This window comes from Alphaproteobacteria bacterium, from assembly GCA_030740435.1.
GTDB lineage: Bacteria > Pseudomonadota > Alphaproteobacteria > UBA2966 > UBA2966.
In genome coordinates this window covers 38,864-51,814 of record JASLXG010000031.1, presented here as the reverse complement: position 1 = coordinate 51,814, position 12,951 = coordinate 38,864, and the positions used below count along the sequence as shown (strand labels likewise).

Sequence of the window (12,951 nt, the reverse complement as noted above, 5' to 3'; positions counted from 1 at the left end):
CCCTGGGGGCACTCCCCGACACCCTTCCCAAGAACTCCTTTGGTGTGAAGTAATGAAATTCGAAGGTACCGATACCTATGTCGCCACCGACGACCTGATGGTCGCCGTGAATGCCTCGATCACCCTGGAAAGGCCGCTGCTGATCAAGGGCGAGCCCGGCACCGGCAAGACCATGTTGGCCATCGAGGTGGCCAGGGCGCTGGACCGGCCGCTGATTGAATGGCACATCAAGTCGACCACCAAGGCCCAGCAGGGGCTCTATGAATACGACGCCGTCTCCAGGCTCAGGGATTCCCAGCTCGGCGACGAGCGCGTGCACCATATCCAGAACTACATCGTCCGCGGCAAGCTCTGGGATGCCTTCGAATCGGATCAGCGCCCGGTGCTGCTGATCGACGAGGTCGACAAGGCCGACATCGAATTTCCCAACGACCTGCTGCTCGAGCTCGATCGCATGGAGTTCTTCGTCTACGAGACCAAGAAGGTGATCAAGGCGGCCCACCGGCCCATCGTCATGATCACGTCGAACAACGAAAAGGAGCTGCCCGACGCCTTCCTCCGGCGCTGCTTCTTCCATTACATCCGCTTCCCCGACCGCGAGACCATGGAGCAGATCGTCGACGTCCACCACCCCGACCTCAAGCGCGATCTGCTGACCGAGGCGCTGAATGTCTTCTTCGAGATCCGCGAAGTGCCGGGCCTGAAGAAAAAGCCCTCGACGTCCGAGCTCATCGACTGGCTCAGGCTGCTGATGGTGGAAGACGTCGAGCCCGACCTGCTGCGCACCCGCGACATGAAAAAGTTGATCCCGCCGCTGCATGGTGCTTTGCTCAAGAACGAGCAGGACGTTCACCTTTTCGAGCGCCTGGCCTTCATGACCAAGCGCGGCCAGTAGGCGCGGAGCAGAGAGCCGGCCCGCCCGGAGCACGCCATGTTCACGGAATTCTTCTACGAACTTCGCAAGGCCAAGGTGCCCGTCAGCTTCAAGGAATACATGACGCTGATGGACGCCATGCGGGCCGGCTGCGCGGCCTACAACATCGACCATTTCTACTACCTCTCGCGCTCGACGCTGGTCAAGGACGAGCGCAATCTCGATAAGTTCGACGTCGTCTTCGGCCATTGCTTCAAGGGCCTGGAGCCGCCCGAGGACGGCATCGTCGCCGAGATCCCCGAGGAGTGGCTGCGCAAGCTGGCCGAGCTCACCATGACCGAGGAGGAGAGGGCCGAGATCGAGGCCATGGGCGGCTGGGAAAAGCTCATGGAGGAGTTCAAGAAACGCCTCGAGGAACAGGAAAGCCGCCACCAGGGCGGCAGCAAGTGGATCGGCACCGCCGGCACGTCTCCATTTGGTGCCTACGGCTACAACCCGGAAGGCATCCGCATCGGCCAGGACGGCTCGCGCCACCGCCGCGCCGTCAAGGTCTGGGACAAGCGCGAATACCGCAACCTCGACGATTCGGTAATACTGGGCACGCGCAACATAAAAATTGCGCTACGGCGCCTGCGCCGCTTCGCCCGCGAGGGCGCCGAACTCGAGCTCGACATGCCCGACACCATCCGCTCGACGGCCAACAACGGCGGCTACCTCGACATCAAGATGGTGCCCGAGCGCCACAACAAGATCAAAGTGCTGCTGTTCCTCGACAACGGCGGCTCGATGGACGACTTCACGCGCACCGTCACCGAGCTCTTCTCGGCCGCCCGGGCCGAGTTCAAGCACATGGAATACTTCTACTTCCACAACTTCCTCTACGAGAGCGTCTGGAAGGACAATTTCCGCCGCCATTCCGAGCGCTTCCCGACCTACGACGTGCTGCACACCTACGGCCCCGACTACAAAGTCGTCTTCGTCGGCGACGCCACCATGAGCCCCTACGAGATCGTCTACCCCGGCGGCTCCGTCGAGCACTGGAACGAAGAACCCGGCCAGCTCTGGCTGCAGCGCGTGCTCGACCACTTCCCCAACGTGGTCTGGTTCAACCCGGTGCCCGAGCGCCACTGGGAATACACGCCATCGCTACAGATGACCCAGCAGTTGATGGCCGAGCGCATGTTCCCGCTGACCCTCGAGGGGTTGGACCGCGGCATGCGCGAACTCAATCGCTGACGGGGGCTACTCGGTCGGCGTTTCCCGTTTCTGACACCACAGCCTGAGAACGGGGCCGAAGAGTTCCGGCTGTTCGGCTTCCAGGGCGGCCCAGTTGGCCAGATTGTCGAGCCGCTCGTCGTCGGCGAAACGCTCCTGGTAGGTGGCTGCCAGGTGGGGATCGTCGATGTCCGGGCCCAGCGCTTGCAGGCCGGCGGCCCCCGCGGCGGCGGCCAATTGGGCCAGATCAAACGCGCTGCCGCCCGAGCCGTACAGGAGTTCCGTGGCCCCGGCCTGGGCGTAAAACGCCGGCCAGGCGGCCAGCGGCGATGGTGCCTCGCCGGCGAGCAGGCTGTGCCGCGCCTTGCGCAAGCGCTCAAGCGGCGGCTCCGCAACAATATTCGCGGCCGCCTCGCGGCCCGCCGCCAGGGCCGCCCGGGCCGGCCCGCTGTAGACGCCGGCCAGCAACACGCCCTCGGGCTCCAGCAATCCGGCCAGCAGCGCCAGAGTCTCGGCATCCGTGCCTGCCCCTGGGCCCAAGAGCAACTCGCCGCTGTCGATCAGATGAAACCGTTTGCCCAGCGCCGCCAGGTCGGCAGCGCCAGCCTGCACGAAGGAGAGGTTTTCCAGCCCGTAGCGTTCCGCCTTGCGGGCCGCATAAGCCAAATTGTCGATTCTCGCATCGGCCGCCACGACCTCGCTCTCGGGCAGGCCGGCCGCCAGCTCGATGGCGCCCTGGCCGCTGCCCGCCCCGGCCAGCAGCACGCGCATGGGCTGGAATGCGAATTCCGGCGGCGCCCGCTCGGGAAAGCGGCCGGCCAGGCGCAGCCCCAGCGGCACCGCCTCGGGCAGACTGCAGGAGGCCCAGCGTGGTACGGGGCCGGACATGGCCGTGTCCCCGACCTCGCCGTCGCCAGCGCGGCCGATGGTGTCCGCCAGCGTGGCCTCGCGGGCCGGCTCGAATAGCTGCTGCACCAGCAGCCGGCGCAGGTAGGGCGGCTGGCTGGCGACGTCGATGCCGAGCAGGCGGTCGGCGTTCTCGATCTCGCTGAGCGGCCGATAGCAGGCGGCGATGATGAGCTGGTGCCAGAGCGAGGGGTCGGGCATGGCGGCAACGCCTCCCTGGCCCAACTCGCCCAGGCGGCGGGCGACGCCCTTGGTCACCACGCCGGCCATGGCGCCCTCGTCACCGCTTTCCGGCCACAGGTAGTCGGCGCGGTGGGCCTGCATGGCCAGAGCCGAGACGAAATGGGCCTTGCGTTCGGCCACGAAGTCCTCGCTGGGGAGCTGCGACCGGCCCTCCTCGAGGACGACCTGGCGCAGCCGGGTGTGCAGGCCCTCGAGCTCGGGATCCATGATCAGGCTGTGGCGCAGGAGGCCGGCCCACAGCGGGCTCTCGAACTCCTCGTCGAAGCTGGCGCCGGCCACGGCGGCGGGCAGCATCTCGATGTGCTCGCTGGCGGCCAGGGCCAGCAGGCCCTGGAAGCTGGGCGAGAGCTTGAGCAGCGCGGCGGCGGCCGGGGCCAGGGCCTGGTGATCGACGTCCTCGCGGGCAAAAGCGGCCTCCAACTCGCGCCGCGCGCTCGGCGGTGCCGTCACGAATCCGCCTTCCTCGAGCATGGCCTTGAGGTAGGCGCCGTAGGCCGGGTGGGCCGGCGCCAGGCGGTGGGCGCGGGCCAGCGCGGCAACCGCGTCCTCGGGCTCGAAGGTCTCGCGCAGCGCAATGCCCAGATTGGCCTGATTGCCGGCGTCCTCGGGCTCCAGCGCCGCAGCGTGGCGCAGAGATTCCACCGCCTCGCCCAGAAAACCCTGGGCCAGGCAGGTGAGGCCCAGGTTGGTGTGGGCGTCGACCAGGCGGGGCTCGATGGTGACGGCGCGGCGGTAGGCGGCAATGGCGGCGAGAGCGGAGTCGGGACCCTTGGCGCGCAGCGCCTCGCCCAATTGGAACTGGTTGATGGGATTGGCGGGATCGGCCCGGGCGGCGCGGCGAAAGAGCTCCACGGCCTGGTCGATTTGGCCCGACTGGCGCGCCACCATGCCCAGCAGGTTGAGCACGTCGGGGCGTTCGGGCCGGGCCGCCAGCAGGCCCTGGTAAAGTTCGCGCGCGCCGTCGAGGTCGCCGGCGCGGTGGCGCGCCATGGCGGCTTCGAGTTCGGGATCTGTTGCTTCGGGCGCGGCGTTGCTCAACTGAGTCACCCAGGGCTGGCTCGACGGTGCCGCGGTTATAGCAGGCGATTCGACTTCGGGTCAGCGGAAATCGCGGGACCTGAATCCGCCGCCGGCCTGCGCCCTGGACGGCGCCGGCGCACCTTCGCCCTGGCCCGCCGCCAACTCGCCCAGGCGCTGGGAAATGTCCTCGATGCGCTGGGCGATGAGGTGGATGACCAGGCCCTCGCGCTGCACCGTGCCGCGTACCTGCATCAGGCGCGAGCGCAGCACGGCCTTGCGGTAGCGCTCGAAGACCTTGGGCCAGACCACCAGGTTGGCGACACCGGTCTCGTCCTCAATGGTGACGAAGACGACGCCGCTGGCGGTACCGGGGCGCTGGCGGCAGATCACCAGGCCGGCCACCGTGACCCAGCTCTCGGGTGCGACGTTGGCGAGGTCAGCCGTCGGCAGCACGCCGGCCGCCTCGAGGCCGGGCCGCAAGAGCGCCAGGGGATGGCGCTTGAGGCTGAGGCGCAGCGCCGCATAGTCGTCGATCACCTGCTCGCCCAGCGCTGCCTCGGGCAGCTTTACGTTGGCCTCGCTGGCCTCGGGCTGGAAGCGTGCCTGAGCGGCGCGGCGTTCGGCCGCGGCGAACAGCGGCAGCGGCGCATCGGCCAGGCCCCGCACGGCCCAGAAGGCGGCCCGGCGGCTGAGCCCCAGCGAGCGGTAGGCATCGCCCCGGGCCAGGATCTCGAGCGCCGCCGCCGGCAGGCCCGTCCGCCGCCAGAGGTCAAAGACGTCCTCGTAGGGGCGGTCGCGCGCCGCCACCAGTTGCTCGGCGTGGTCCTGCTTGCAGCCCTTGATCTGGCGCAGGCCGAGCCTCAGCGCCACGCCGCTCTCGTGACGCTCGAGGGTGCAGTCCCAGTCGCTGTGGTTGACATCCACCGGCCGCACCTTGACGCCGTGATCGCGGGCGTCGCGGACGATCTGGGCCGGCGCATAGAAGCCCATGGGCTGGCTGTTCAGAAGCGCCGCCGCGAAGGCCGAGGGATAATGGCACTTAAGCCAGGCCGAGACGTAGACCAGCAGCGCGAAGCTGGCGGCGTGGGATTCGGGGAAGCCGTATTCGCCGAAGCCCTCGATCTGCTTGAAGCAGCGTTCGGCGAAGTCTTGCTGGTAGCCGCGCTCGACCATGCCGTCGATGAATTTTTGGCGGAAATTCTGGATCTGGCCGCTGCGCCGGAAGGTCGCCATGGCGCGCCGCAGGCCGTCGGCCTCGCTGGCCGAGAAGCCGGCACCGACCATGGCGATGCGCATGGCCTGTTCCTGGAAGAGCGGCACGCCCAGCGTCTTCCCTAGCACCTCCTCGAGCTCGGGCGAGGGATAGTCGACCGCCTCCTCGCCCGAACGGCGGCGCAGATAAGGATGCACCATGTCGCCCTGGATGGGACCGGGCCGCACGATCGCCACCTCGATCACCAGGTCGTAGAAATCGCGCGGCTTGAGGCGCGGCAGCATCGACATCTGGGCCCGGCTTTCGACCTGGAAGACGCCCACCGAATCGGCCCTACACAGCATGTCGTAGACCCGGCTGTCCTCGGCCGGCACGCTGGCCAGGTCGAGCCGGCGGCCGTAATGCCGGGCAATCAGCTCGAAGCCCTTGCGCACGCAGCTCAGCATGCCCAAGCCCAGCACGTCGATCTTGAGGATGCCCAGCGCATCGAGGTCGTCCTTGTCCCATTCGATGACGGTGCGGTCGGCCATGGCCGCGTTGGCGATGGGCGAGAGCTCGCTCAAGGGCCCGCGGGTGATGACGAAGCCGCCGACGTGCTGCGAGAGATGCCGGGGAAAGCGCCTGAGCTCGTGGGCCAGCTCCAGCGCCATGGCCAGCCGCCGGTCGGCGGGATCGAGGCCGGCCTGGCGCACCCGCTCCTCGGCCAGCCGCTCGCGGCTGCGGCCGCCACCCCAGACGGTACCGACCAGCGCCCCGGCCACATCCTGCGACAGGCCCAGCGCCTTACAGACCTCGCGCACCGCGCTGCACGTGCGGTAGCTGATGACGGTGGCCGTCAGGCCGGCGCGGTCACGGCCGTATTTCTCGTAAATGTACTGGATCACCTCCTCGCGGCGCTCGTGCTCGAAGTCGACGTCGATGTCGGGCGGCTCGTTGCGCTCGGCCGAGACGAAGCGCTCGAACAACAAATCGATGCGGTCGGGATCGACGGCGGTGATGCCGAGGCAATAGCAGACCGCCGAATTGGCGGCCGAGCCGCGGCCCTGGCAGAGGATGCCGCGCGCCCGCGCGAAGCGGACGATGTCGTGGACGGTAAGAAAGTAGGGCGCGTAGCCGAGCTCGGCGATCAATTCGAGCTCGCGCGCCACCAGCCCGCGCACGCGTTCGGGGAGGCCATTGGGGTAGCGCCCGGCGGCGCCCTGCCAGCTCAGGCGTTCGAGCTCGGCCTGTGGCGTGCGCCCACCGGGCACCACTTCGTCGGGGTAGTCGTAGCGCAATTCCTCGAGGCTGAAGGCGGCCTGGGCGGCGATCTCGCGGCCCCGTTCCAGGGCCTCGGGGTAGTCGGCAAAGAGCCGCGCCATCTCGGCCGCCGGCTTGAGGTGGCGCTCGGCGTTGGCCTGCAAGCGCCAGCCCGCCTCGTCGATGGTGCAGTGCTCGCGGATACAGGTCAGCACATCTTGTAATGGCCGGCGCCAGGCGGCGTGGGCCAGCACGTCGTTGGTCGCCACCAGTGGCGTCGCGCACATGGCGGCCAGGCCGGCCAGGCGCCTGAGCCGGCGGCGGTCGTCACCGCGGTAGAGATAATGCGCCGCCAAGTAGACCGATCCGGCGGCCCGGCGCTCGAGGTCGCGCAGGCTCTGAGTGAATTCGGCGCCAGGGTCGAGCTGGGGCGGTGGCAGGACGATCAGGATCTGCCCGGCCGCAGCCCCGTTGACCTCGCCCAGCAGGTCTTCCAGGCCGATCTCGCATTCGCCCTTGGGGGCGCGCCGCTTGCCCAGTGTCAAGAGCCGCGAGAGCCGGCCATAAGCCTCCCGGTCGCGGGGAAAGGCGAGCAGGCTGGGAGCGTCGTGCAAATCCAGGCGCACGCCGACCAGCAACCGAATCCCGGCATCGCGCGCCGCCACGTGGGCCCGCACCACACCGGCGAAGGTGTTGCGGTCGGTAATAGCCACCGCCTCATGCCCCAAGGCCGCCGCCTCGGCCACCAGTTCCTCCGGGTGCGAGGCGCCGCAGAGGAAGGAGAAATTGCTGGTCACTTGAAGTTCGGCGTAGCCGGTCATGGGGTTGATTCCAGCATTTTAAGTATAGCTAATTGCTTCATTGATTTGACATTACTACAGCGAATAGCTATATTTTTGTCGTGCTGGAGGTAACGCTCAAACGGACCCCTGCCCGGGTTTTGCGTCGTATGCAGCCGAAAGCGGCCGGGCAAATCCGCCAGGCCATCGTTGCCATCGCCGCCGATCCTGCCGGCCACGGTCTCGACGTAAGGCCCCTGACGAACCGGCCGGGCCAGCGGCTCCGCATCGGTGGCTGGCGGGTGATTTTCGAGATCGACGACGGCATATTGGACGTCCTGGCGATCGAGCCGCGCGGCGACGTCTACAAACCGCGCAAGAGAAGATGAGGACGAAACATGGTGAAGCCCAGCAGCAAGGATCGGACTGACACTGAGATCCCGATACAGTTGATCGCCGGGCGCGACGGCAAAGCGGCCTTTGCAGTTTTGCCGGTTGAGGCTTTTGCAGCGTTGCTGGAGTACGCGCGAAAGGGGGCGGCGGAGGAAGGCCGAAAGCGCTCCGACTCCCCTCATGCGTCCATACCTATGGCCGCGTACTGGAAGAAACTTTTTGAAACTGTATCTGCCGATAAGCTGCAAAAAGAAATCGCCTCTTGGCAAACCATGCGTAATTCCTTGGTGCACGGCATTAACGAAGATACCGAAGAGGCCGAAGACACCGCCGCATACGACGCCGCCAAGGAGCGCGCCGAAGAAAGCCTGCCGCTGGCCATCGTCGATCGCCTGATCGACGGCGCCAACCCGATCAAGGTCTTTCGCGAATACCGCGGTTTGACGCAACGGAAACTGGCGGCGGAGATCGCCACCACGCCGGCCTATCTCTCGCAGATCGAGACCGGCCGGCGCCAGGGCTCGCTCAAGCTGTTGCACCGCCTGGCAGCAGCGCTCGAGGTGGATCTCGACGACTTGGTTTAGCCCGCCCGGAAAAGGGACGTTGCCGGGAACCTCGAATGCGGTAGTACCGCTCATCGTTCGCGGTCCTGGCGCAAAAGCTCGGCGCTGTCGGTCTGGGGCACGTCGGGGGTCATGGCGGCGATGCGGTCGGCCACGGCGCGCGGGTTGTCGGCGCGCGGCGGCCCCACTGCCTGGGCCAGAATCTGCCGGACTTCGTCCTGCAACGAATGACCGTGGGCCTTTGCCCGTTCTCGCAGGACCTCGATGACGGCCTCATCCAGGCCTGTGATCGTCAATTTTGCCATGCCTGCCTCCTTTGCCGGTCCCTGGCTTACCCGAACACGCCGTGCAGATACCAGCGCGGCGGCTGCCAGCCCGGGCCGTCGGGCTGGGGGCCGTAGAGGCCCTCGCGGTAGAGCCAGAAACGGCCGCCCTGGCTGTCCTCGACGCGGAAGTAGTCGCGCGTTGCCCGGTCCCAAGGGGTCTCCAGCACGGCGTTTTCGATCACTGCCTGCTCGTGCCACCATTCCGGGGCGATGCGTTCGGGGCCCTCGGCACGCAAGACGCGGTGCACTTGGCGGCGCCAGCGGAACTGCACCGGCGGCCCGTCCGGCACCATGGCCGTGGCGCTGATGGCCTGGGGCCGGGGGAAGAGGCGCAACGGCCGGGGCGGCAGCGGTCGAGCCCGGCCCTGGCTGCGGGCTTCGTCCTCCTCGGCGCTGGCCGGCGCGAGAGCCGGCCGGGCCGCCCAGGCGCGCTCCGGCAGATGGCTCTGGCAGGGCGCCAGGCGGATCACGCGGCGGCGGCCCAGGCGGTTGCCCAGGCGATCGACCAGGGGGCCGAGCTCAGCCGCCGTTTCGTCTTGATCGCGGCCGGTTCGCCCGGCCGTCCCCCGTTCCAGGCCGAGCTGGGCCGGTGCCAGGGGCTGCGTGGCGGCCGCCGCCAGGATCATGACGTCGATGCCGAAGCCGGCTTCCAGGCCCTCCAGGCGTTCGTCGAAGAGATGCTCGAAGTGGGCGCCATCGCGGCTTGGCCGGCTGCTGCCAACGGCCGCCCGGCTGAGCTTGCCGTCGACGTGAAAGAGGTTGAGCTCGAGCCGCCGGGCGCCGAGTTGCTGGCGCTCCAGGCGCCGCATCAGCGGCTGCAACAAAAGTCCCAGGCCGGCGGCGATATCCTCGGCCCGGCCGATGGGCTCGGCAAAAGCCAGGCGCTCGCGCAGCGGCGCCACCGGCAAGCGCGGCGAGATGGGCTCGGCGGCCTGGCCCAGGGCCCGGTCGAGGCGCCCCACCAGGCTCTCGCCGAAACGCGCCGCCAGCGGCCCCCGGGGCAGGCCGTAGAGATCGCCGATACGCCGCAAGCCAAGCCGGTAGAGCGCCTCGGCCACCTCGGGCGCCAGCCTGAGGCCGCTCAGCGGCAGGCCGGCCAGGACCTGGCGGGTGCGGCCCGGCGGTACCAGCGGCCCGCTTTCCGCGGTGCCGAAGCGGGCCACCGCCCAGGCCGCGCCCGGCGTGTCGGCCAGCGCCGCCCGGGCGGCAAAACCCAGGCCCCGGATGCGCGCGCCGAGATCGTCGAGCAGCGCCGCCTCGCCGCCGAACAGGTGGGCGCAGCCGCTGATGTCGAGCCAGAGCCCGGCGCCGCTGGGCTGGACCGCCGCATCGACCGCCGCCCAGGGCGAATAGCGGCCGCACCAGTCGGCCAGGGCAGCCAGTTCCGCCGCCTCGGCCGCCGGCTCGGCCGCCAGCACCTCGAGGCCGGGCACCAGCGCCCGGGCATCGGCCAGCGTCAGGCCAGGCCCGACGCCGCCGGCCCGGGCCGCGGCATTGACCGCCGCCAGCCGCAAGGCGCCATGATCCTCGACTACGACAGCCAACGCCGCCGCAGCGGATTCAGCTGGCGACGGCGAGGGCCGGCGCTGGCGCTTGTTCGTTGGCGAGCGCCTCCTCCGGCGCTCGATTGTTGACGAGCGCCTCCTCCGGCGCTCGATCCGGTCGCTGCTGAAGCTCGGCAGCCACAGCGAGATCACCCGTTTCATCGTGCCACTCCACCTGCCAGTCCGCCGGCGCTCCGCCCCGGCAGCGCAAAAGTTCGAGATGCCAGCGCGAGCGCCGCGAAACCTCGTCCCCGATTGAATTCTTCAGCGCAGCCCCGGCCAGCGGCGCCAGCCGCCAGCGCGTGGCCGCCGCCGTGGACCCCAGCTCGCCGTCCTGGCGCAGCACCAGGGCGGTGACGCCACTGGCTCCGGCGGCCAGTTGCAGGCGCCGGCTGGAAGTAAAATCAAGGGCCTCGACCTCGCCCAGCACGGCCGCCAGGGCGGGCACGCGCAAGCCCTCCTCCATGGCCCACAGGACCTCGGCATCGCGGCGCCCGCGGGCCACGATCAATTGCCCCGGATCGAGGCCGAAGGCGGCCAGCCCGGGACCATAAAGCGCCCCCCGCTCATGGACGTCGTCAAGGCGTTGGCACCACAGCACGGGCGCCGCCTGCCCCTCCGGAGCGGCCAGGCGGGCCAGCAGCAGGCTGGCGAAAGCCAGGGCCGCGCCAGCACCGGCCGGCCCCGCCACCACCTCGTGCAAACAGCCCCCCGCCACCATTTCCGCCCCCGGCAACCCTGTTGTGACCCCGCCGGCACTGCCGGGGGCGGAATTGGTGGCGGGGCCGGCGATGCGGCGGCGCAGATCGGCGAGCACGGCGGCCTTGCCGGGATGGGGCACTGCTCTCCTCCCATAACCTGGTCTGGTTTTCTTGTTGTTAAATGTTCTTATTTTGTTCTAATCCCTCTCCGACCCCGAGTCAAGGCCCGAAAGCTCTTGAACAGAGCGCCAAAAACCTCCAAACATCAGAACCACGGGGGGAGAAACAGTCGTACCGGGGAACGTACCGAGATGCTGATCGGCGAAATGCTGCGCCTTAACGCCAACCGCTTTCCGCAGAAGCCGGCCCTGATCTCGGGCGGCATCGAACTTGACTACGCCACCCTCGACGCCCAGGCCAACCGCTGCGCCAACGCCCTCATGGCACTGGGACTCGGACCCCAGGCCAAGCTCTGCCTGATGGCGCGCAACGTCGCCGCCTACCCCATCATCCACTTCGGCGCCGCCCGCACCAACCTGGTGCTGGCCCATGCCTCGTTCCGCTACACGGCCGACGAGCTGGCCTACGTGCTCGACAAGATGGACGTCGAGGTTTTGCTCGTCGAGCGGCCCTTCGCCCCTGTGGCGGCCCAGGCACTGGAGAAGATCGGCGGTCTGGAACACGTTGTGCTGATCAACGGCGAGGACGACTTCGGGGCCGACGACGCCGAGGGCTCGGGGCCGCAAGAAGCCCTGGCGGGCGCCACGCGCTTTGCCGATTTCCTGGCCCCGGCCTCGAGCGATCATCCCGGCATCGCGCTCCGTTCCACCGACCCCTCGGCCATCTGTTTCACCGGCGGCACCACCGGTTTCCCCAAGGGCGCCGTTTCGCACCACCGCTGCCGCTGGCACGCCGGGCTGGCCACGGTGCTCGACCACCGCATCAGCGAGCACGACGTCAACGCCGTCATCACGCCCATGTTCCACGCCGCCGCGTTGGCGGTCTGGTACCACGGTACGGTACTGGCCGGGGCCACGGCGGTGCTGCTGCCGCAGTGGAGCACCGAGGCCTTCCAGGACATCATCAGGCGCCACCACGTGATCGCCACCTTCTTCGTGCCCACCATGCTGACCATGCTGCTCGACGATCCCGCCTTCGATGCCGAGCTCTTCGGCCGCCTCGGCAAAATCGGCTACGGCGGCTCGCCGATGCCGCTGGCCTTGCTCGAGGAACTGCGCCAGCGCTTTCCCCAGCTCGCCATCACCGCCAATTACGGCCAGACCGAGGGCTGCCCGCTGACCATGATGCCGCCGGAATACCTGCCCGAAAAGCTGGGCTCCATCGGGCGCCCGCCGAGCACCATGGAGGTGGCCGTGGTCGACCCAGAAGGCCGGCCCATCGCGCCCGGCGAGGTGGGCGAGATCGTCAGCCGCGGCGACCACATGATGACGGAGTACTACAAAGACCCCGAACGCACCGCCGAATACTTTCGCCGGGGTGACGACTGGGGCTGGACCGGCGATCTGGCGACGGTCGACGAGGACGGCTTCGTTACGCTGATGGACCGGCGCTCGGACATGTTCATCTCGGGCGGCGAGAACATCCACCCCAAGGAGATCGAGAACATCCTCTACCAGCACCCCGAGGTGGTCGAGTGCGCCGTCTTCGGCATTCCCGACCGGCGCTGGGGCGAAGTGGCGGCGGCACACGTACAACTGAAGGAGGGCGCCCGGTTGCCCGAGCAGGAACTAATCGATTTTTGCGCCCAGCACCTGGCCAACTTCAAGCGGCCGCGCCTGATCCGCTTCGTCGACGAGTTGCCCAAGACGGCGGTGGGCAAGATCCAGAAGAACGTTCTCAGGGCAGAATACCAGGAGGCCGACGGCGAGGCGGGATAGGGGGCGGCATCAGGCCGGACCTGACTTGCATCTGTTT

At 68.5% G+C, this 12,951-nt stretch carries 10 protein-coding genes; 5 read left to right on the top strand and 5 right to left on the bottom strand.

The annotated features are described in order from the left end of the window. Positions 1-52 precede the first annotated feature (52 nt). Together QGG75_03660 and QGG75_03655 are read left to right on the top strand one after the other, a co-directional pair. On the top strand, positions 53-895 hold the full coding sequence (locus QGG75_03660; GenBank protein ID MDP6066338.1) for a MoxR family ATPase: 843 nt from the start codon (positions 53-55) through the stop codon (positions 893-895). 36 nt (positions 896-931) lie between these two features. Further along, positions 932-2,110 carry a VWA domain-containing protein gene (locus QGG75_03655; GenBank protein ID MDP6066337.1) on the top strand — a complete coding sequence of 393 codons (1,179 nt, stop codon included), beginning with the start codon at positions 932-934 and terminating at the stop codon, positions 2,108-2,110. A gap of 6 nt (positions 2,111-2,116) precedes the next feature. On the opposite strand, the gene QGG75_03650 is transcribed toward QGG75_03655, so the two are convergent. Further along, positions 2,117-4,276, bottom strand: coding sequence for a tetratricopeptide repeat protein (locus QGG75_03650; GenBank protein ID MDP6066336.1), 2,160 nt, complete (start codon positions 4,274-4,276; stop codon positions 2,117-2,119). Between the two features lie 60 nt (positions 4,277-4,336). Continuing rightward, on the bottom strand, positions 4,337-7,531 hold the full coding sequence (locus tag QGG75_03645; GenBank protein MDP6066335.1) for an error-prone DNA polymerase: 3,195 nt from the start codon (positions 7,529-7,531) through the stop codon (positions 4,337-4,339). A 128-nt stretch (positions 7,532-7,659) separates the two neighbouring features. Between QGG75_03645 and QGG75_03640 the strand changes: the two genes are divergently transcribed. Both QGG75_03640 and QGG75_03635 read left to right on the top strand, forming a co-directional pair. Then, positions 7,660-7,878 (top strand): type II toxin-antitoxin system RelE/ParE family toxin, encoded by a 219-nt coding sequence (locus QGG75_03640; GenBank protein ID MDP6066334.1) that lies wholly within the window; start codon positions 7,660-7,662, stop codon positions 7,876-7,878. A 9-nt stretch (positions 7,879-7,887) separates the two neighbouring features. Beyond that, positions 7,888-8,466, top strand: a complete 579-nt coding sequence (locus tag QGG75_03635) for a helix-turn-helix transcriptional regulator (protein ID MDP6066333.1) — start codon at positions 7,888-7,890, stop codon at positions 8,464-8,466. A gap of 50 nt (positions 8,467-8,516) precedes the next feature. Here QGG75_03635 and QGG75_03630 read toward each other — a convergent pair whose 3' ends face one another. Genes QGG75_03630 through QGG75_03620 form a run of 3 tightly spaced genes read right to left on the bottom strand, consistent with a single transcriptional unit; the run spans position 8,517 to position 11,156 of the window. Next, complete coding sequence (locus QGG75_03630; protein MDP6066332.1) at positions 8,517-8,750, bottom strand: hypothetical protein; 234 nt, start codon at positions 8,748-8,750, stop codon at positions 8,517-8,519. A gap of 26 nt (positions 8,751-8,776) precedes the next feature. Further along, entirely contained in the window at positions 8,777-10,315 is a 1,539-nt protein-coding gene (locus tag QGG75_03625) for a DNA polymerase Y family protein (protein ID MDP6066331.1), read from the bottom strand. 16 nt (positions 10,316-10,331) lie between these two features. After that, positions 10,332-11,156, bottom strand: coding sequence for a hypothetical protein (locus QGG75_03620; protein ID MDP6066330.1), 825 nt, complete (start codon positions 11,154-11,156; stop codon positions 10,332-10,334). A 171-nt stretch (positions 11,157-11,327) separates the two neighbouring features. On the opposite strand from QGG75_03620, the gene QGG75_03615 reads away from it, so the two are divergent. Beyond that, positions 11,328-12,914 (top strand): AMP-binding protein, encoded by a 1,587-nt coding sequence (locus tag QGG75_03615; GenBank protein MDP6066329.1) that lies wholly within the window; start codon positions 11,328-11,330, stop codon positions 12,912-12,914. Positions 12,915-12,951 lie beyond the last annotated feature (37 nt).